The organism is Mesorhizobium loti CJ3sym, from assembly GCF_000472785.1.
In the GTDB taxonomy this organism is placed as follows: domain Bacteria; phylum Pseudomonadota; class Alphaproteobacteria; order Rhizobiales; family Rhizobiaceae; genus Mesorhizobium; species Mesorhizobium loti_E.
Window position 1 is genome coordinate 1 of record NZ_AXAL01000009.1, and the last position, 19,315, is coordinate 19,315.

The 19,315-nt window shown below is 62.5% G+C and carries 23 protein-coding genes; 7 read left to right on the plus strand and 16 right to left on the minus strand.

Going from position 1 to position 19,315, the window contains the following annotated elements:
- On the minus strand, nt 1–172 hold a 172-nt coding region (locus A3A9_RS0113390; protein WP_027059233.1), incomplete at its 3' end, for a transposase.
- 28 nt (nt 173–200) lie between these two features.
- Nucleotides 201–2,162 (minus strand): ATP-binding protein, encoded by a 1,962-nt coding sequence (locus tag A3A9_RS0113395; RefSeq protein ID WP_033838542.1) that lies wholly within the window; start codon nt 2,160–2,162, stop codon nt 201–203.
- Between the two features lie 52 nt (nt 2,163–2,214).
- Here A3A9_RS0113395 and A3A9_RS44795 point away from each other — a divergent pair, with 52 nt between their 5' ends.
- Complete coding sequence (locus A3A9_RS44795; RefSeq protein WP_245279030.1) at nt 2,215–2,862, plus strand: hypothetical protein; 648 nt, start codon at nt 2,215–2,217, stop codon at nt 2,860–2,862.
- A gap of 302 nt (nt 2,863–3,164) precedes the next feature.
- On the opposite strand, the gene A3A9_RS44800 is transcribed toward A3A9_RS44795, so the two are convergent.
- Both A3A9_RS44800 and A3A9_RS41750 read right to left on the minus strand, forming a co-directional pair.
- Nucleotides 3,165–3,476, minus strand: a complete 312-nt coding sequence (locus A3A9_RS44800) for a hypothetical protein (RefSeq protein ID WP_027059236.1) — start codon at nt 3,474–3,476, stop codon at nt 3,165–3,167.
- A complete protein-coding gene (locus A3A9_RS41750; RefSeq protein WP_051370896.1) occupies nt 3,454–3,681 on the minus strand; it encodes a hypothetical protein in 228 nt (75 codons plus the stop codon). The genes A3A9_RS44800 and A3A9_RS41750 overlap by 23 nt, the downstream gene beginning before the upstream one ends.
- 219 nt (nt 3,682–3,900) lie before the next feature.
- Between A3A9_RS41750 and A3A9_RS0113415 the strand changes: the two genes are divergently transcribed.
- Entirely contained in the window at nt 3,901–4,416 is a 516-nt protein-coding gene (locus tag A3A9_RS0113415) for a hypothetical protein (protein ID WP_027059237.1), read from the plus strand.
- Between the two features lie 210 nt (nt 4,417–4,626).
- Here the strand turns inward: A3A9_RS0113415 and A3A9_RS0113420 are convergent, their stop codons facing one another.
- The 3 genes from A3A9_RS0113420 to A3A9_RS0113430 form a co-directional block, all read right to left on the minus strand.
- Nucleotides 4,627–6,267 (minus strand): ABC transporter substrate-binding protein, encoded by a 1,641-nt coding sequence (locus tag A3A9_RS0113420; protein ID WP_027059238.1) that lies wholly within the window; start codon nt 6,265–6,267, stop codon nt 4,627–4,629.
- A 509-nt stretch (nt 6,268–6,776) separates the two neighbouring features.
- Complete coding sequence (secB, locus tag A3A9_RS0113425) at nt 6,777–7,283, minus strand: protein-export chaperone SecB (protein WP_027059239.1); 507 nt, start codon at nt 7,281–7,283, stop codon at nt 6,777–6,779.
- Nucleotides 7,284–7,539: 256 nt separating this feature from the next.
- A complete protein-coding gene (locus tag A3A9_RS0113430) occupies nt 7,540–8,040 on the minus strand; it encodes an FxsA family protein (protein ID WP_027059240.1) in 501 nt (166 codons plus the stop codon).
- A 198-nt stretch (nt 8,041–8,238) separates the two neighbouring features.
- Between A3A9_RS0113430 and A3A9_RS0113435 the strand changes: the two genes are divergently transcribed.
- Genes A3A9_RS0113435 through A3A9_RS0113450 form a run of 4 tightly spaced genes read left to right on the plus strand, consistent with a single transcriptional unit; the run spans nt 8,239 to nt 10,986 of the window.
- Nucleotides 8,239–8,946: a Tim44/TimA family putative adaptor protein gene (locus A3A9_RS0113435; protein ID WP_027059241.1), complete on the plus strand. Its 708-nt coding sequence runs from the start codon at nt 8,239–8,241 to the stop codon at nt 8,944–8,946.
- Nucleotides 8,947–8,970: 24 nt separating this feature from the next.
- Complete coding sequence (gene mltA, locus A3A9_RS0113440; RefSeq protein WP_027059242.1) at nt 8,971–10,068, plus strand: murein transglycosylase A; 1,098 nt, start codon at nt 8,971–8,973, stop codon at nt 10,066–10,068.
- Nucleotides 10,068–10,598, plus strand: a complete 531-nt coding sequence (locus A3A9_RS0113445; RefSeq protein ID WP_027059243.1) for a Smr/MutS family protein — start codon at nt 10,068–10,070, stop codon at nt 10,596–10,598. The genes mltA and A3A9_RS0113445 overlap by 1 nt, the downstream gene beginning before the upstream one ends.
- 19 nt (nt 10,599–10,617) lie before the next feature.
- Nucleotides 10,618–10,986 (plus strand): helix-turn-helix domain-containing protein, encoded by a 369-nt coding sequence (locus A3A9_RS0113450; protein WP_027059244.1) that lies wholly within the window; start codon nt 10,618–10,620, stop codon nt 10,984–10,986.
- 69 nt (nt 10,987–11,055) lie between these two features.
- On the opposite strand, the gene A3A9_RS0113455 is transcribed toward A3A9_RS0113450, so the two are convergent.
- The 4 genes from A3A9_RS0113455 to A3A9_RS0113470 all read right to left on the minus strand — a co-directional run bounded on the left by A3A9_RS0113455 (nt 11,056) and on the right by A3A9_RS0113470 (nt 14,301).
- On the minus strand, nt 11,056–11,298 hold the full coding sequence (locus A3A9_RS0113455) for a hypothetical protein (protein WP_027059245.1): 243 nt from the start codon (nt 11,296–11,298) through the stop codon (nt 11,056–11,058).
- A 184-nt stretch (nt 11,299–11,482) separates the two neighbouring features.
- A complete protein-coding gene (locus A3A9_RS0113460; protein ID WP_027059246.1) occupies nt 11,483–12,097 on the minus strand; it encodes a transglutaminase-like cysteine peptidase in 615 nt (204 codons plus the stop codon).
- A gap of 273 nt (nt 12,098–12,370) precedes the next feature.
- Entirely contained in the window at nt 12,371–13,648 is a 1,278-nt protein-coding gene (locus A3A9_RS0113465) for a polyhydroxyalkanoate depolymerase (RefSeq protein ID WP_027059247.1), read from the minus strand.
- A 284-nt stretch (nt 13,649–13,932) separates the two neighbouring features.
- Nucleotides 13,933–14,301, minus strand: coding sequence for a septal ring lytic transglycosylase RlpA family protein (locus tag A3A9_RS0113470; protein ID WP_027032087.1), 369 nt, complete (start codon nt 14,299–14,301; stop codon nt 13,933–13,935).
- Nucleotides 14,302–14,609: 308 nt separating this feature from the next.
- Between A3A9_RS0113470 and A3A9_RS45190 the strand changes: the two genes are divergently transcribed.
- On the plus strand, nt 14,610–14,786 hold the full coding sequence (locus A3A9_RS45190; protein ID WP_202596372.1) for a hypothetical protein: 177 nt from the start codon (nt 14,610–14,612) through the stop codon (nt 14,784–14,786).
- Nucleotides 14,787–15,088: 302 nt separating this feature from the next.
- Here the strand turns inward: A3A9_RS45190 and A3A9_RS0113485 are convergent, their stop codons facing one another.
- The 5 genes from A3A9_RS0113485 to A3A9_RS0113505 form a co-directional block, all read right to left on the minus strand.
- Entirely contained in the window at nt 15,089–15,886 is a 798-nt protein-coding gene (locus A3A9_RS0113485) for an ATP-binding cassette domain-containing protein (protein WP_027059248.1), read from the minus strand.
- A gap of 5 nt (nt 15,887–15,891) precedes the next feature.
- Nucleotides 15,892–16,668 carry an ABC transporter permease subunit gene (locus A3A9_RS0113490; RefSeq protein ID WP_027059249.1) on the minus strand — a complete coding sequence of 259 codons (777 nt, stop codon included), beginning with the start codon at nt 16,666–16,668 and terminating at the stop codon, nt 15,892–15,894.
- Nucleotides 16,665–17,852: an FMNH2-dependent alkanesulfonate monooxygenase gene (ssuD, locus tag A3A9_RS0113495; protein ID WP_051370899.1), complete on the minus strand. Its 1,188-nt coding sequence runs from the start codon at nt 17,850–17,852 to the stop codon at nt 16,665–16,667. Before ssuD ends, A3A9_RS0113490 begins: the two co-directional genes overlap by 4 nt.
- A 70-nt stretch (nt 17,853–17,922) precedes the next feature.
- On the minus strand, nt 17,923–18,876 hold the full coding sequence (locus A3A9_RS0113500; protein WP_027059251.1) for a sulfonate ABC transporter substrate-binding protein: 954 nt from the start codon (nt 18,874–18,876) through the stop codon (nt 17,923–17,925).
- 238 nt (nt 18,877–19,114) lie between these two features.
- Entirely contained in the window at nt 19,115–19,303 is a 189-nt protein-coding gene (locus A3A9_RS0113505; protein ID WP_027059252.1) for a hypothetical protein, read from the minus strand.
- Between the last annotated feature and the right edge of the window lie 12 nt (nt 19,304–19,315).

Consider the following 19,315-nt stretch of genomic DNA (forward strand, 5'->3'; position numbering starts at 1 on the left):
TGTGGGGACCATACTCGCTGGGCGCGTCGCGCCACCGAAGGCCGTTCCTGATCACGAAGATGATGCCACTGACGATCCGCCGATCATCGACCCTGGGCACTCCGTGAGACAGCGGGAAATGCCGCTCGATCCGGCGCATCTGCGCCTCCGACAGCCAGATCAAATCACTCATTGCAGCGCCTCCTCGCACCGCCAATGAATCAGCCGTTTGCTGTCTCCGCAAGAACTTTAATAGGTCCTGACCCTAGGTAATGGACTGCCTCATCGTCTGTAATTGCAATATTTAGCTTGTCTCGAACAAACTGGTGCCGGCTTATGCAATCGTGCAACAGCTGGCCCCACGTCTTAATCCACACCTTGCCATTCCCTTCTTTAAAAATGTGCGCGCACCCTGGTGCTCGGTCATTTGAGTTGACGAGCGGATCGAGGTCGTCAGCAACATCGGTACCCACCAACCAAAATGACCATTCGACATTCGTCTTATGATATCGCGTGTCTTTCATTATAGCGCTTGCATACTTTAGCAATTGCCCGAAATCACCGTAGCTCAGGGATTTACTTGCCCGCTTCAATTCTACAATAAGGTGGTGGTCGTCGTCGCGACCACTTCGTTTATTTGACTGGCAAAGCAATAAATCGATGCGCGCATTCTTTCCACCGGAAACCAAGACCGGCTCCAGCACCCTCGTATCCATTTTAAGTTGTCGTAGATGTTCCCGAAGTGCATTCGTCAACGACGATTCCGATTGGCCAAGCGTGAATTGTTCGCCAAACAACCATGAATTTCGTTCAACGATCTGATGGATGTGTTGGCGTTCCTTCATCGTTGATCTTGTGTCGTCAGAGCAGACCAGAGACCTTAGGCCGATAGCTGTGCTGATACGATGCTCAACGAAAGAGACAGCATCCAATATATCCGACAACTTCGTTCTATCGAGAAGTAGCGAAAACTGCTTCTGTTTTTCCTTAGAAAGGTTTAGAACTTCTGAAAGTAACCGGGATATCTCCTGCGGCCGTTCCTCGATTGCCTCTCGAAGTAACCGGAAAGACAGGGCTTTCGTCATACGGCTCTGTTCATCGAATCCCTTGGCATGATCGTTGATCGTCACGGCGCACATATTGAATATACGTTTCGCCTGCTTAGTCACTGGCGATACCTCGTTGTCTCCAAACGGGTAGACCTCCTCGTTCTTCCATTTTTCGATGAGAGACGACGCCTTTTCCCGTTCTCTCTTTCTGAAATGACCCGAGAGGTGTTCGCGGGCCTCTTTAACGAGCTTTACCAGACCCTCTTCCATATCGATGTCGGCCAATGAGCCGTTCTGGAGCTCGCCGAAGTGTGAGCTCTTAAGGTATGCCCCGAAATCGAAGCCGGGCGCTCTGACTTCAGGTGCACGCTCCGATAGCGTAAAGCCCGTTTCGTCGCACAGATACAATGCCCTCCCGAGGGCCATATTCCATTCAATAATCTCGAGATCGGCTTGAACTTTCTTTCCACTTGAGAGCGTATACGGCCCCAACCGAGCTTCGCTCGACCCGCTGACAATCTTCGTGACGTCGATCTGCTGGTCGTCGTATACGACTGATACAGCCCGATATTTATTTAGGTAAGGCGCGAATACTCTAGCCAGTTCATTTGAGCGTTCTCTTGTAAAGAACCATTCGGCGCGCTGGAATATATTGTCGATAGACACGATCGTTTCGGTTGATTTCTGTTTTGATATTACGACGTCACTCACCTCGAAGAGTCCCAAGGTCTCATGGCTGGCGGTGATGTTGTACGATTTGTACTCGTCCCCATCTTTGTATGTGGTCTGCCAGGTCACTATTTCACCTAGAGATAGTGCTCGGAAACGACCTTCTCCATTCCTACCCTGTAACAGTCGTTGCTTCTGAATTGAGCGACTGGCCTTAAGCTTCCAAGAATTTCCGAGCTGAGAAAACAGATGTTCGTTATTGGCGTAGGGTATTCCAGATCCGTCATCCGTGAACAGCAAACGACTGATTGCGCCGAGTGCGTTTCGTTTGACAGCAATAGTTATTAAATTTGAGTCCGCATCAAACGCATTGGAGACGACTTCCGCAACAGCTCTGACCGGAGTGCCCGAGACCAAGCGTTTCCAGAAATCTTGCTGTGCTTTGACCTCGATTGTTTCAGACATGGCGTTTATCCCAAACCGGTAAATGGCGTGCAGCAACTGTAATTATTATGGCATGAAGTACCATTCATTTCTGATGAATTGGCGGCCACCCTCCGCAGCGCCTCCACTTCGCGAGCCATCACGCAGCCGACCACTCTTTGAGGACGCTCCACCCCAGCGTATCCTCAGCCCAACTTGGGGACCCCTCACACACACCACTCCAGACACCATCGCCTCTTTCGGCCTCGCCATCGGCGGCATCTTCGGCCTTGCCGGCACCTTCGTCGCCAGCGCTCCGCTGCGCGAATCCCTCTGGGCGATCGACGGCGTGGCGCTTGTGGTGGCGACGGCCTTGCTCACCATGAAATACCAGCGGCTGGGCAATGACTGCTTCGTCGCGGGCTTCCTGACCTTCCTGGCCGGCGAGACGCTGTTGCTGGCCGGCAATGCGGCCGGCTTGCAGGCCAGCGTGCCTTCCTATGTCGGCGGCATTTCGCTTTGGGCGGCGGCTCTGATCCTGATCAGCGTGCCCTCCACTTTTGCGCTGTGGATGCGGCTCACCGCGCTCGTCGCCGCCGCGCTGTTCCTGGTCTCGGTGAGCATGGTGCTGTGGGGCACGCCCTTGCTGCCGACCTCGTCACCCCTGCCCGCCGCCGGCTATCCCTTCCTGGTGCTGACTTTTGCTGGCTGGATCTGGACGCTGGTGAGGGCTGAGGGGTGAGCTGGGCGTGCTCTTCCTTCCCCCCTTGTGGGGGAAGGTGGATCGGCGCGCAGCGCCGAGACGGATGAGGGGTGTTCCAGCGGAGTGAGGCGTTGGTGTTTTCTGGTTCGGTTCGCCGTTGACGTATCGCCAAGCTGGAACCATCCGACCTCGCTTCGCGAGGCCACCTTCCCCCACAAGGGGGGAAGGGAAGACCAGCGCCGCGCCCGCCCCGAAGCACGCCCCCGCATTGACATCGCCCAAATACCGGCGCCTTTGGACACCGGCCATTGGGGGCTAAGGGGGCTATCCATGAAGAAGATCTATGCAAAGCCGACGCTGAACAGGCGCCAGAGGCTCTCGGCCGTGACGGCTGCAACCTGTCCGATATCGCAATCCTGCGGAAAATAGGGTCCGCTTAAAGGCCCGGCGGGGCGGGTCACCGGGCGCTGTCGCTGGACAGCGCCGTCTTCCACGGTTCCAACCGGCTTTGTACGGAACCGTACTAACCGCCCGGCTTGGTTGATCGAGCTCGCGCCGCCGGCTACAAAAATCGGGCGGCGGACCTTAATCAGGTCGCCAGTGGCCGGCGCGGGACTCAGGCAATTGTCTTCACCGGCACGCGCGCCGGCCATTTCCCCTCGTCCGCCCGGCCATCTCACCGCGAACAATCCAGTTGACGAGGCCACTGTCGACATGCGCCCTGTCCGTGAGCTCGCGCAGCAGCGCCTTGCAATGGTCGGCCCATTGCGCCTCGGGGATGAGGTGTTCGGCGATGGATGCCTTGAATGCCCTGCGCAGCACATGGAAAGTGAGCGCCGGCCCGGTGGGGTCTTCCATTGCATTGCTCCCGAAGGGGGCGGGAGCACGCTGACACTCTCAAGCACCAGCGCCCATTTGCGTGGCCGGCGACAGCGCAACCATGCGCCCCGTGGCGGCGGCGGTCCACAGCCTGGCAGCGCACGCTTTGCACCGTACATGAAATGTTGGGCTGGGCGATGCTGCAGGCCGACCACGGAGTGCTCGACTCAAACCCCGCTTTGCGCTTCACTTGCGCTCATGTCCGCCCCCGTCGAAATCCGCAACAGCGCCTCCAGCAACACTCTTGCGGGGATCGCGCCGTTCATCGGTGCGGCCGTCGCCGGGGTGCTGGCGTTTCGCTCGATCTCGACCGACACTGCGCGCGGGCCGGTGTTCCTGCTTATTGTCTTTGCCGTGGGATGCCTTGGCTGGGGCCTGTTCAAGGCGAGCAGCGGGTTCGACAGCGGGGTTCAGGTGACGCTGGATGCCAAGGGTTTTCGCGACAGGCGCGCCGGCGATGTGCTTGTGCCCTGGGACACGGTGCGAAGCGTCGGCCTGGTGCATGGCAACCATGGCGGGCCGACGCTGGTGAATTTCGAGCTGACCGGGGAGATGCCGGAGGCGATCAAGTATTCAGGCGCCAATGCATTGAATCTCATGCTGCCGGGGGGCGGCAAGACGGTGCATATGGAGATGTCGTCGCTGGATATTTCCGAGGGGGATATGATGGCGGCGATACGGAGATTGGCGCCTGGGGTGAAGGTGGTGCGCTGACGCGAGCTTTGCCCTTCCCCCCTTGTGGGGGAAGGTGGATCGGCGCGCAGCGCCGAGACGGATGAGGGGTGTTCCAGCGGAGTGAGGCGTTGGTAATTCTGCTTGGTTCAGTGGTGCTGACTTGGCGCCAAGCTGGAACACCCCTCATCCGACCTCGCTTCGCGAGCCCACCTTCTCCCACAAGGGGAGAAGGAAGAGCCGCGCTGCGCCTTAACTCTCAATCCAAACCTTCTCAAAATGCTGCTCCAGCGCCTGGTGCTGTTCGCAGCCCTCCACCCCCTTGCGATAGGTCCGGAAGACCGAGCGCCAGTAGGGTTGGATGATGATGCCTGAATCGCGCAGATTCTTCTCGATGCCGGCCATGATCTCCTTGCGGGCCTTGGCGTCGGGCGTTGCCAGCGCCTTGTCGAGCAAGTCGTCGAACTCCTTGCTGGCGTAGGCGCTTTCGTTCCAGGCGGCGCCCGATCTATAGGCCAGCGCCAGCACCTGGACGCCGAGCGGCCGTCCCAGCCATTCGGTGCACGAGAAAGGGTATTTGCTCCAGTCATTCCAGAAGGTGGCGGCGGGCAGCACGGTGCGCTTGATCTTGAGGCCGGCCTCGCGCATCTGCGCCGAGATGGCGTCGGCGGTGCTCTTTTGCCATTCGACGTCGACGGAGATGAGCTCGTACTCATGGTCGGCCTTGCCGGAGGCGGCGAGCAGTTTTTTCGCCTCCTCCACGTCGCGTTTCGCGGGGCCGATATCGGCATATTCGGGGTGCATGGGCCCGACATGGTGGTTGTCGGCCGGCTTGCCGCGGCCGTCGAGGCCGAGCTTCAGCACCGCGGAATTGTCGACGGCGAGCTGGGCGGCGCGGCGCAGCTTGACGTCGTCATACGGCGAGTTGCCGATGTTGAAGCGGGCGACGATGGTCGAGCCGGTGGCGATCTCGGAGTTCTTCAGCCCCATCTTGTCGGTCTGCGAGACGGCATCGGATGCGGTTTCGTGGTCGGTGTCGATCTCGCCGGATTCGAAGGCCGACAGCATGGCGTTGGGGTCGGAGCCGTAGTCGATCCACTGGATGCCATCGAGGTAGAATTCACCTTTCCACCATGGCTTGTCCTTGCGCTTCACCTCGGCGCCAGTCTCGGCATCCCATTTCACCAAGGCGCAGGGGCCGGTGGTGATGGCAAGCGCCTTCATGGGGTCGCCGTCGCCATCATAGGAGCGGTGCATGATCAAAGCGGGATAGTCGGCCATGCCGGCGATCAGCGAAATGTCCGGCTTGGGCAGGTTCAGCTTGATGGTGTAGTCGTCGACCTTCTCGATGCCGCCGTCGACCACCTTCTTGGTGTCGGCATTGACCAGTGCGCCCATGCGCGCGGCGACCGAATTGCCGGCAACGCCGGCCTCGCACCAGCGCGTGAGGTTGTGGACGACATCGTCGGCGTTGAAGGTGTCGCCATTCGACCAGGAAATGCCCTTGCGCACATGCAGCGTCAGGGTTTTCGCGTCGTCGCTCATCTCCCATTTTTCGAGCAGCCAGGGCTCGAACGAGAAATCGGTGTTCCAGCGCACCAGATATTCGTTGCAGTGGCGGGCGACGTTGGACATTTCGACGCCGTCGAAGGTGCGCGGGTCCTTGAACCCCTTGACGTTCATGGCGACGCGCAGCACGCCGCCCTTTTTGGGCTCGGCGGCGCGGGCAGGCGTCGCGGCGAGGCCACCCAGCGCCAGCGCGCCGGCGGCGCTGACGCCAAGGCCGGCCATGAGGGCAAGATATTCGCGGCGGTTGATGGCGCCCATTTTGAAATCGTCGGCGACGGGCTTGGCCCGGGGATGCAATTTCCGATCGGTCAGCATGAATCTCATCGTCGTTCCCTTATCGTTGGTGCATGCCGCCCAAGGGTGCGAAGCAAATTTGGGACATGCACGGAAGCAGGCTCGCCCCGGCTGATCGCCTACGCGGGGCGGTTGCGACCGGCGGGGCGCCATTGCCTGAGACGGCGATGATAGGGTGAGGTGATGCCGGGGAGTGTTCTGGAATCCGCAGGAGTTATGCGGTGTTCCGCAGGGTGTGGCGCAAGTGGGTGGTCCGGAACAGGCCTGTCTACGCCGAGTTCTGTCACCGCCCCCCTCTGTCCTGCCGGACATCTCCCCCTCATGGGGGGAGATCGGATGTCATGAATGCCTTCGCCAACGATGAACGCGGAAGAAACAGCGCCAAGGCAGAAGCTGCCAATCTCCCCCCTTGAGGGGGAGATGTCCGGCAGGACAGAGGGGGGTGCTGTCCCGCCAGCATTGCCGAGGACAATGTAGAACGCCCTGACAAAAAACCCGGCTCAAGGCCGGGTTTTTCGAGCAATCCTATCAGCCGAGCCTCAGCTCACCTGGACCTTGGACGCCGCGGCCTGGTCCTCGGCCAGCTTCTGCTGGAACATCTGCGCGAAATCGATCGGGTCGAGCATCAGCGGCGGGAAGCCGCCATTGCGGGTCGCCTCGGCGATGATCTGGCGGGCGAAGGGGAACAGAAGGCGCGGGCATTCGATGAACAGGATCGGCAGCATGTGCTCCTGCGGGAAGCCTGCGATGGCGAAGACGCCGCCATAGACCAGCTCGACGTTGAACAGCACTTCCTGGTCGAAGGAAGCCTTGGCGTTCAGCGTCAGATTGACGTCGAACTGCTTGTCGGAGAGCGGGTTGGCGTTGACGTTGACGTTGATGGCGATGCCGGGCGCCTTGTCGCGGCCGCGCAGCGAGTTCGGCGCGCCGGGGCTTTCGAAGGACAGGTCCTTCACATACTGGGCGAGCACGTTGAGCGACGGCTGCGCCGCCGCGTTGCCGTTGCCGTTGGCCGCACCGGTCGGCGCGTCATCATTGCTGGCCATGAGCCGTTTCCTTTTCCCCTGGGCAGCTTTGCTGACCGAATTGAAATCGGGCGTTGGCTAGCATGGCGGGGATGACAAGACAAGGTTTGCCGCCTTGCGACGGGAGGTGACCCAGACTGTGTCGAGATTCAGGTCAGGCCGAGTCGAAAATGGTTGATACCGAGAACCGGAGCGGAGCGTACTTTTCGTACGTGAGCACCGGAAGCGCAGGTATCAGCCATTTGCAGACCGGCATCACCTGAATATCGATACAGTCTCAATCGTCCTTCAGCCGCCGCCACGGCGAGTTGTGGTCCGGGCCGCGCTTGAGATCGTCCTCGCGCGAATAGTCGCCGTCTTCGAGGTCGATGACCTTGTCGCGGCTCCGGCCGCGAAAGCCGCCGGTCGAGAAATTGGTGGCGACGACGATGCGGCCCTTGAACCGGCTCCAGGCAAAGTCCCGCACCGGCGGCACGAACAGCAGCAGGCCGATAATATCGGATATGAAGCCGGGGATGATCAGAAGGATCGCGGCGACCACGATCATGGCGCCGTGCGCGAGATGGCGGCTGGGGTTCTGGCCGGCTTCCATCTCGGCGCGAATGCGGGCCATGACGCCAAAGCCCTGGTGCCGGAGCAAAAGCACGCCGGCTATGCTGGAGGCCAGCACCAGGCCGACCGTTGCCAACGCGCCGATCTCACGGCCGACGATGACGAAACCGGCGATTTCCAGCAGCGGAAGCGCGAGGAGAAAGAAGGGAAGCAGCGAAATGCGCAAGTCTTTACCGACCATTCGTTTGTTTTGTCCCGCTGGCGACCAATCGCCGCTGGCACGGAGGCTGTTAGATAGGTATGCCTGCCATTGATTTGAATGATTGCACCTTGCGTTCTATATGCTTTGAATGTTGAACGCTATGCGACCGCGGCCTGTTGGCTGGGCGGTCCGGCCTCGGGCAGGGATTGATTGGCGGAAGATATGGGATTCTTCGACTTCGGCACGATTTTCTTCCTGATCGCGGCGGTGGTGATCTTCTTCCAGCTGCGCAATGTGCTGGGCCGTCGGACCGGTAGCGAGCGGCCGCCCTTTGATCCCTACACGGCAGCGCGCACCGACAAGGACGCCGCCCAGAAACCCGAGAATGTCGTTTCGCTGCCGCGCAAGCGCCTGCCGGGCGAGCCGGCACCGGCCGACGCCTATACGGCGATCGACGCCTTCGCCAAGCCCGACACCGACCTCAACAAAGGCCTGCGCGCGATCAAGGACAACGACCCGTCCTTCGAGCCGAAGGGTTTCGTCGACGGCGCCAAGATGGCCTATGAGATGATCGTGATGGCCTATGCCGATGGCGACCGCAAAACGCTGAAGAACCTGTTGTCGCGCGAGGTTTTCGACGGTTTCGTCGCCGCGATCGGCGAACGCGAGGCCAAGGCGGAAAAAATCCAGTCCTCCTTCGTCGGTATCGACAAGGCCGACATCGTCTCGGCCGAGATGAAGGGCGGCGAGGCGCACGTGACGCTGCGCATCATCAGCGAGCTGATTTCGGCGACGCGCGACAAGGCGGGTGCGGTCATCGACGGCGATCCCGAAACCGTGGCCGAGGTCAAGGATGTCTGGACCTTCGCCCGCGACACGCGCTCGCGCGACCCGAACTGGAAGCTCGTCGCCACCGAAGAAGAAGACTGAATCCGGCAAAGCGGCGGGGCTCCGGTGTCGCTATCGCCTCTCTTTTCGGCAAAGTCCTTCGACGATCTCCCCGGCTGGGGCGAGGATGACCATCTGCCGGCCTTCGAGGCTTTCCGCCGCTCCGCTTTCCATGTGCTGACAAAGCCTTATCGCAGCGGTGCGCTCGGCGTCGATTTCGGCGCGTTCACTGATGCCTATGCGCAAGCGCGCGCCGCCTCGCCCTTGGATGGGTCGGATGCCCGCGCGTTCTTCGAACGCCATTTTGTCCCGATGCTGGTGCGGCCCGAGACCGGCGCCGGCCTCGTCACCGGCTTCTACGAGCCGCAAGTCGAGGCTTCGCCGGTGCGGACGGAGCGTTTTGTCGTGCCACTGCTGTCGCGGCCGGCCGATCTCGTCGATGTCGATGATGCCAACCGCCCGCAGGGAATGGATCCTTATCTCGCCTTCGCGCGCCGGACCCCCGGCGGACTGGGCGAATATTTCGACCGTGGTGCCATCGAGCGCGGTGCGCTTGAGGGCCAAGGGCTGGAGATCGCCTGGCTGGCCGACAAGGTCGACGCCTTCTTCATCCATGTGCAAGGGGCGGCGCGGCTTGCCATGACCGATGGCCGGCTGCGCCGCGTCACTTACGCCGCCAAGACAGGCCAGCGCTTTACCGGGCCGGGCAAGGTGCTGAGCGAGCTGGGTGAAATACCGCTGGCTGAGGTGACGATGCAGTCGATCCGCGCCTGGTTCAAGGTGCATCCGGACCGCGTCGACGAGATCCTGTGGCAGAACCGCTCCTACATCTTCTTCCGCGAGGCTGATGTCGAGGATGCAGCACTCGGCCCGATCGCCGCGGCCAAGGTGCCGCTGACGCCGGGGCGCTCGGTCGCGGTCGACCGGCTGCTGCACACGTTCGGCACGCCGTTTTATATCGACGCGCCGACGCTGACTGCCTTCGACAAAAGACCGTTCCGGCGGCTGATGATCGCGCAGGATACCGGCTCGGCCATCACCGGACCGGCGCGCGGCGATCTGTTCGCCGGGTCGGGCGATGCCGCCGGAGAAATCGCCGGCGTGGTGCGCAATGCCGCCGATTTCCATGCGCTGGTGCCGCGCTCGCTGATCGGGGGCGCCTGATGATCAAGCGCCCGGATAAGCTCAGCGAGGACGACCGGGTGCTGTGGAACCTGGTGGCGCGCACGGCCAAGCCGCTGAAGGGCAGGACTGCCGTCGATGTTCCCGACATGGCTATCGAGGCCAAACCGTCGATGGCGCAGCCGGCCCAGCCCGCCGCCACTGCGGCGGTTGCGGCAAAGCCGAAGGCGCAGCATGTCACGCACCGCCTTGACGAGCCGACCCTGGACAAATTGTCGAAAGGCCGGCTGCCGATTGAAGGCCGCGTCGACCTGCACGGGATGACACAGGACGAGGCCTATTCGCTGCTGTTCTCGTTCCTGCACCGGGCGCATGCCGGCGGCGTCCGTTACGTCCTGGTCATCACAGGCAAGGGTTCGTCCTCCGGCGGCGACGGTGTGCTGCGGCGCGCCGTGCCGGCCTGGCTGTCGACGCCGGCGTTCCGGCCGTTGGTTTCGAGCCACGACCATGCCGCCCGCAACCATGGCGGCGCCGGCGCGCTCTACATAAGGCTGCGGCGGGTGCGCGCATGAGGGTTGAGGAGCAGCCCGCATGACGCCGTTCGGCGAGAAACTGCGCCTGCTGCGAAGCGAGCGCGGCGTCAGCCAGAAGGACATGGCGGCGGCGATCGGCGTCAGCGCCGCCTATCTCTCGGCGCTCGAGCACGGCAGGCGCGGTGCGCCGACCTGGACGCTGATCCAGAAGATCATCGGCTATTTCAACATCATCTGGGACGATGCCGAGGAGCTGGCGCGGCTGGCCGAAGCCTCGCACCCGCGTGTGAAACTCGACACGTCAGGTCTCAATCCCGCCGCCACGGAGCTCGCCAACCTTCTGGCCGAAAACATCGAAAAGCTGGACGAGGCGGAACTGCGCCGCATCACAGCCTCGATCCGCGCGGCGCTGGGTCGGCGGGCGTAGTCGCACCGACCGGGTGTTCCCCGCAAGACAGTGCCCGCCGGCGTCGGCCAGCGGGCAGCTGTGGCGGGGTCAGGGCTTGCCGGCAGCGCCGCCATTGCTATTGGTGCCGCGGCCACCATTGTCGCCGTGATCGCGACCACCGTTGCCGCCGCGCAGGCAGTCCGATGTGCCGGCGGCGCCGCAACAATTGCCGGCCCACAGATCGTTTAGGTTGGTGTGGGAGCAGCTTTTGGTCTCATCGGCCATAGCGGTGCCGGCAAGGCTCGACATGGCGATGGCAGCGAGAAGGGTGTTACGCAGGAAAGCAGTCATTTGAAGTCTCCATGGTTGGGTTTCGTCGTTCACAGCTGTGTGTCGCCGGGTGGGACGAAATGGTTCATGGAGGGTGTGGAAAAATTTTGAGGTGGCGTGAGGAACGCTGCTGGAAACGGTGGCGCCGCCCCTCATCCGCCTGCCGGCACCCTCTCCCCGTATAGTGACGGGGAGAAGGGAACTCCTACTGAACCGAGCCCACTAGGATCTGCTGGCCGCCGCGGATCGAGACCCAGCGGCCGGTGTTGTCGATCGCCTGGCGCTTGAGGAAACGGTAGCCGGTCTGGTCCCAGGCCTTGACCTTGTTGGTCAGATTGTCGAGCACGTAGTCGCCCTTGTCGGTGCGCACCGTCAGCACGGAGTGGCCTTCACCGTCTGGCTTGCGCACCACGGTGATGAGCAGATCGGACAGCGAGATGCCCATGTGGGACAGCCGGCGGCGCTTTTCCAGCACATAGTCCTCGCAATCGCCAACGCCCTTGTCGGGATAGGCCCAGACCTCGTCCTTGCCGTAGATGTCCATGTCGCTCATCGGCTTGACGGCGGCATTCACGCGGGCGGTGACGCCGGCGAGCTTGCTCATCAGCCCATTGGTCATTTTTGCCGGCGCCAGATTGCTCGGACGGATCGAGCATTCGCCGGGATGCAGCTTGCAGAAATCATAGTGACCGATCGGCTGCGAGGTTATCCCCCCGGTCGCCATCGCTCCGGCGGCCATTGCCGGCCAGCTTCCCGTGACTGCCAGTCCAGCTACAGCCGCGCACAGACGCAGCCTTTTCGCGATTGTTGAGGAATTCATTGTCCCCGTCCGCCCTGTTGTTAACGAAATGTTAAGGGGGATTTACAGCCCGTGTCAATCGCGACGACCACAGGACTGGGGACATGGTTACCCACGGGGAAGGACAGCGGCACATGTGCAACAGAATCATCCGGCCGCTGGTTTTGCCGAGGGAATATTGCGCGTGTTGCCGCTATACTTTTGTTTTACGCACGGTCGTTGTCACAAGACCGTCGCGCACCCCCGGTCAGGCCGGTGGGTGCGCCCGGTGGGTGCGCTTTGTGCGACGTGACGCTATCGCTTGGCGCTGCGGACCAGCCTCGGCTTCACCGCGACGCGGTTCTGGCGGCCATAGCTGGTGATGAAGTCGACGATGCGCGGCACGATCTCGGCGCGGAAGCGCGAGCCGTTGAAGACGCCGTAATGGCCGACCGCCGGCTGCATGTAGTGGGCCTTCTTGTCAGCCGGAATGTTGACGCATAGATCCTGCGCCGCCTTGGTCTGGCCAAGACCCGATATGTCGTCGTTCTCGCCCTCGACCGTAAACAAGGCGACGTTGCGAATAACCGACGGATCGATCTTCGTGCCGCGATGCGTCATCTCGCCCTTGGGCAAGGCCTGGCGCACGAAGACGGTGTCGACGGTCTGCAGGTAGAACTCCGCCGTCAGGTCCATGACGGCCAGATATTCGTCATAGAAGTCGCGGTGTTTTTCGGCATTGTCGCCATCATGCTTCACAAGGTGCATGAAGAAGTCCTTGTGGGCGATGATGTGGCGGTCGAGGTTCATGCTCATGAAGCCGGACAGCTGCAGGAAGCCGGGATAGACCTCGCGGCCGAAGCCCGGCACCGGCCAGGGCGCGTGCATGACGACATTGTCGCGGAACCAGTCGATGCCTTTTTCCTCGGCCAGTAGATTGACCGCTGTCGGGTTGCGGCGGGTGTCGATCGGGCCGCCCATCAGGGTCATGGTCGACGGCACGAAGGGGTCGCCCTTGGTCTCCATCAGCGCCACCGCCGCCAGCACGGGCACCGAAGGCTGGCACACCGCCATCACATGGGTGTCGGGGCCGAGCGCGTGGAACATCTCGATGATGTAGTCGATATAGTCGTCGAGATCGAAGCTGCCGTCGGCCAGCGGCACCATGCGGGCATCGACCCAGTCGGTGATGTGGACGTCGGCGTAGGGCAGCATGGCTTCCACCGTGCCGCGCAGCAGCGTCGCATAGTGGCCCGACATCGGTGCCACGATCAGAAGCTTCGGATCCGGCTTGCGGCCGGCGGGGAGGGCGCGCTCGAAGCGGACGAGGTTGCAGAACGGCTTCGACCAGACGGTTTTCTCGGTGACCGCGACGCTCTTCCAGTCGACGACGGTCTTGTCGAGGCCGAAGGCCGGTTTGCCGTAGCGGCGCGTGGTGCGTTCGAACAGTTCGGCGCCCGCCGCGATCGAACGGCCCCAGGGGGTGTGCGAGATCGGATTGAGCGGGTTGGAGTAGAACATCCGCACCGCATCGGCGTAGAGGCGCGCAGGCTGCAAGGCGGCGTGGTTCATTTCGTAGAGCTGGTAGAACATCAAGAACCCCGCTGCTGCCTCGACCGAAGGGACGACGAGCAGCGCCGAGCCTTAAATGTCTCGCGGCGAAGTTAACAACTAATTGCTGCGACGCAATACGTCACGTTGCGTGACCAATGGTTCTTTCGTCCAAACCGTTGCAAATCCGCCTGGAATGGCCGAGCCGGCTCAATGTGCAGTGCAGAAATGTGTAGGAAATGTGTCTGGCGATGCCGGACACCGGACCATGATCCCGAAAAGCGGGGTGCGGTTTTCGGTAGAGATCATGGTCCAGGGAAATCGGATCAGATGCGCGCCATGCAAACGGCTGTCTGGCCGGAGCCGATGAAGCCGAGCTGGCCGGCGGCGCCTTTCGACAGGTCGAGCACGCGTCCCCTGATGAATGGACCCCGATCGTTGATGCGCACGATGACGCTTTTGCCATTGTTCTGGTTGGTGACCCGCAATTTGGTGCCGAAAGGCAGCGTGCGGTGGGCGGCGGTCATCGCCGAAGGGTTCATGCGCTCGCCCGATGCGGTCTTCGAATGCAGCGCATACCACGATGCACGGCCGCACTGGCCGGCAGCGGCGGTTGCCGAAGTGGCGGAAGCGCCGACCATCAGGCCAGCAGCGATCGTTACCGCGACAAGCGCGGTCTGATTTAGGTTCTTCATCTTTTAGGGGTGGCTCCGTTTTTGACAGACCCTGCCGTTAGGTGGCGAATAAGGCAGGAAATGCGGCAAGCATCTGTCAGTTCCGTGGCAAGAGCACACGTTTGGAGTCACTGGGTAACAGTCTGTCAGGGATTTTCCGGAAGGCCGCGACCAATTCTTGATGATCTTCGTGGCACTATCCGGGACTATTTTGACAAGACCTAGCGTTGATATTCAAGTAGAAATGAGCGCCAAGGAGCCAGATCCTTTGGCTCTTTCATCGCGCCCACGGCGCCGCAATCGATCGACTGTGAAAGTGAGACCCGTCAATGAGACTGACCAAAAATCTGCTGGCCTTGATTGTGCTGGCCGTAGGCGCGCTGTGGTCGCTGCAAGGCATCGGAGTGGTCGGCGGCAGCTTCATGACCGGCCAGCCGCAATGGCTCTATATCGGCCTCGTCGCCATGCTGGTCGGCCTGGCCGGGTTGGTGTGGGCGAACCGATAGGGTGAGTGGCGCGAACGAGCGCATTCGCGATTGGCCGAGCCACCCTCAACTTCGTCATCCTAGGGCGGAGCAGCCGCGAAGCGGCGTCGCGGAGACCCTGGGATCCATGCCGCGACCTTCGTCGAAGGGTGCAGCGGTGCAGAATGATGAACCGTGGCGGCGCTCAGGAGTCCCGGCAGGATCCTATGGTCTGCGCCGCGTCGCTTCGCTCCTTGCTCCGCCATAGGATGACGAAGGGGTGGGGCGCTTTCGCAAAGGTCAACTAAGCGGCCAGCCAAAGCCTTGCCGCCCCCGAAAGTATCCTAACCGAACAGCCGGTCGAGAATGGTGCCTTCAAGGCGGGCAAGCTCGGCGGAACCGCGCCGGCGGGGCCGGGCCACGGGCACGTCCAGATCAAGCGCGATCTTGCCTTCGCTGATCACCACGACCCGGTCGGCGAGCGCCACCGCCTCGGCGACATCATGCGTCACCAGCACCGCGGTGAACTTCTGGGCAAGCCAGATGCGCTCCAACAGTTGCTGCATCTCGATGCGGGTCAGCGCGTCGAGCGCGCCGAGCGGCTCGTCGAGAGCCAGGATCTGCGGGTGGCCGACCAGCGCGCGGGCCAGAGCAACGCGCTGCTTCTGGCCGCCGGACAACACCGAGGGCCATTCATCGGCGCGATCGGGGAGCCCGACCTCGCCCAGAATGTCGAGCGCGCGCCGCCTGGCGTCAGTCCCGGACGCGATGCCGGTCAGCCCGACCTCGACATTTTTCACCACGCTCGCCCAGGGCAGCAGGCGCGGCTCCTGGAACATGAAGCGCGTGCGGCTGTGGCCTTGTTCCTCGGCGCCCAGCGTCAGCGATCCCGATGTCGGCCGGTCGAGCCCGGCCAGCAGCCTGAGCAACGTGCTCTTGCCGCAGCCGCTCTTGCCTATGACGGCAACGAACTGTCCGGCCGGCACGTCAAGGTCGATGCCGTCGAGCACGGTCTCGTCGCCGAAGCGTTTTCCCACGCCCTTGAAGGCGAAGGCGCGCCGTCCTTCCGCCGATATCGCCGGGCGCACAGGGGCAGGTGCTTCGACAAAGGAGCGGACGGCGGTCAGGCTGGCGGCTGGCATGGGCATTATCCGTTCTGGAAGGCCGGATGCCAGCCGAGCGACAGCCGCTCGAGCAGGCGGGCGAGACTGTCGGCGAGCTTGCCGAGCAGCGCATAGATCAGGATCGACAACACGACGACATCGATCAGCAGGAATTCGCGCGCCTGCATGGCCATGTAGCCGAGGCCGGAACTGGCCGAGATGGTTTCGGCGACAATCAGCGTCAGCCACATGATGCCCAGGGAATAGCGCAGGCCGACAAAGATCGCCGGCAGCGCGCCGGGCAGGATCACGCGGAAGAACAGCGCGCGCCGGTCCATGCCGTAGACGCGGCCCATCTCGACCAGTTGCGGGTCGACGCTCTGGATGCCGAGCAGCGTGTTGACGTAGATCGGGAAGAACACGCCAAGCGCCACCAGGAACAGCTTTGCTTCCTCGTCGATGCCGAACCACAGGATGACGAGCGGGATCAGCGCCAGATGCGGGATGTTGCGGATCATCTGCAACGTGGTGTCGGTCAGGCCGCGGCTGAGCCGCGACAGCCCGTTGGCGAGGCCGAGCGCAAAGCCGATCGAGCCGCCGACGGCGAAGCCGGCAAGGGCGCGCGCCGTCGACACACCGATGTTGCGGATCAGTTCGCCCGACAGCGTCAGCCGCCAGAAGGCCTCGGCAACGGCGCTTGGCGCCGGCAGCACATTGGCCGGCATGACGCCCGCCCGCGATGCGGCTTCCCAGCCGGCGATCACCAGGATCGGCAACACCCAGCCGATGGCATTTGCCTGGAGGCGCGAGAGAAAGCTCATGAGGAGGCCTGCAGCCGGGCGGCGCCATGGAAGCCGACCGAGAATTCATTGGCGATGTTGTGATGCGCCCGCTGCCGGCTGGTGCCGAGCCCGAGCTTCGGGAACAACAGCTCGGCGACGCGGTAGGCTTCCTCGAGATGCGGATAGCCGGAGCCGATGATGGTATCGATGCCGATCGCCTGGTACTCGCGGATGCGCTCGGTGATCTGCTCGGGCGTGCCGACCAGCGCGGTGCCGGCGCCGCCGCGCACCAGGCCGACGCCGGCCCACAGATTGGGCGACACGACGAGCCTGTCGCGGCGGCCGCCATGCAGCTCGGCCATGCGGCGCTGGCCGACCGAGTCCATCTGGTTGAGGAAGCGCGCCTGGGCGTTTTCGATCTGGTCTGACGTGACGTGGCTGATCAGCCGGTCGGCGGCGCGCCAGGCTTCGTCCTCGGTTTCGCGAACGATGAAATGCAGCCTGATGCCGAAACGCAGTTTCCTACCGCGCAGCGCTGCTTTCTTGCGCGCTGAAGCGAGCTTTTCGGTGACCTGTGCCGGCGGCTCGCCCCAGGTCAGGTACATGTCGACCAGGTCGGCGGCGAGGTCCTGCCCTGCGTCGGACGAGCCGCCGAAATAGAGAGGCGGCCGTTCCTGGCTTGGCAGCAGGTCAAGGCGGCCATTCTCGACGCGATAATATTTGCCGTCGAAATTGACGCGCTCGCCCGACACCAGGCCGCGCCAGATGGTCAGGAATTCATGCGCCTGGGCATAGCGTTCGTCATGCGGCAGGAAGACGCCGTCACCGGCAAGCTCGGTCGGGTTGCCGCCGACCACGACATTGAGCAGCAGGCGGCCATTGCTCAGCCGGTCGAGGGCTGCCGTCTGGCGCGCGGCGAAGGTGGGCAACGTCACGCCGGGCCTGAGTGCCACCAGGAATTTGAGTTTTTCGGTGAGCGTCGCAAGCCCCGTCGCGGTGATCCAGGAATCCTCGCAATTCTGCCCGGTCGGCAACAGCACGCCGGGAAAGCCGAGCCGGTCGACCGCCTGGGCGATCTCCTTGAAGTAGCCGAATTCCGGAGGCCGCTGCTGCTGTTCGGAGCCGAGACAGGAGCCGTCGCCATGCGTGGGGATGAACCAGAAGAAATCGAGCTGCCCCTCTGGCGTGATCTTGGCTGGAGCGGTTGTGTCTGGCGCAGTCACGGGCGGATCTCCTGGAGATTACAAACGGCAAAGGCGCCGGACGTTTCCGCCCGGCGCCGCGCGAGAAAAATCAGTTACCCGGCGCGGTCCACACCGCGTCGGAAATGCGGACCGCCTTCGGGATCAGGCCGAGCTTGTAGAAGCGGTCGGCGGTCGCCTGCTGGCTGGCGACAATCTCGTCGCTGAGCGGGAAAATGCCGAATTTGCTGCGGTTGGCGGCGATGATCTGGGCGTCGAGCGGCACACCGGTCACCTCATGCAGCGCCTCGGCGACCTTGTCGCGGTTCTGGTCTGCCCATTTCGCGGCCTCGCCCAGAGCAGCGATGGTCGTGGTCACGACCTCCGGATGCGCCTTGGCGAAATCCTTGTTGGCGAGAATATAGCTGTTGACCTTGAGCACGTCGCTGGAACGGGCCAGCACACGCGGCTGGTAACGTGTCTCGGCGATGGCGAAGAACGGATCCCAGACCGCCCAGGCATCGATCTGGTCGCTGGCGAAGGCGGCGGCGGCATCGGCGGGGCTGAGATAGATCGGCGTGATCTGGTCGTAGGGAAGGCCGGCCTTCTCCAGCGTCGCCACAAGAAGATTGTGCGCGGAAGTGCCCTTGCCGACGCCAACGCGTTTGCCCTTGAGATCGGCGACCGACTGGATGGGAGAGGCCGGTTTGACGAAGACTGCCTCGCCATCGCCATTGGGCGGCATCGCAGCGACATAGACAATGTTGGCCCCAGCCGATTGTCCAAAAATCGGCGGCGCGTCACCGGTGTAACCGACATCGACGGCGCCGACATTCAGGGCCTCGACCAGCGGCGGACCGGCGGTGAATTCGACCCACTTCACCGCGACGCCCTTGTCGCTCAGCGCCTTCTCGATCACCTGCTGCTGCCTGGCGATGACCGGCAGGCCGGTTTTCTGGTAGCCGACGCTGAGCTGCTTCAGCTCCTGCGCGGAGGCGCTAAACGACAGGGCAACTGTCGCGGCCACAAGGCCGGTGCCGAAAACGCGTCTCGTCAGACTGAACATGATCCCTCTCCTTCGCTGCGGATCGGCGCCGGGAAAATGTCCTCGCCGGTTGGATAGGGATCAGGCTAGGTAGTTCTATAAATTTAGTAGAGGAATTATTTTGCGAGTTGTCGATATGACGTGGAAAGATTTTCTGCGGCAACCCATCGTTCGTCATCCTAGGGCGAAGCAAGGAGCGAAGCGACGCGGCGCAGACCCTAGGATGACGAAGGTGTGGGTTGGCGCACCCCCCATCCACTCACTGCGACCAGTACTGCCAGGCCCAGTAAAAACTCTCGTCGCGTGGCGGCAGGCGGTCTCGGCCGGCCTGGAATTGGACCGGCGCCGGCGAGCGCCGGCTTTCCTGCCTCGACACTTTGTCATCGGAAGCAAGGCCCAGCAGCCAGGCACCGAAATGGGCAAACAGCACGGCGGTGGAATGGGTCATCGTCATTCTCCT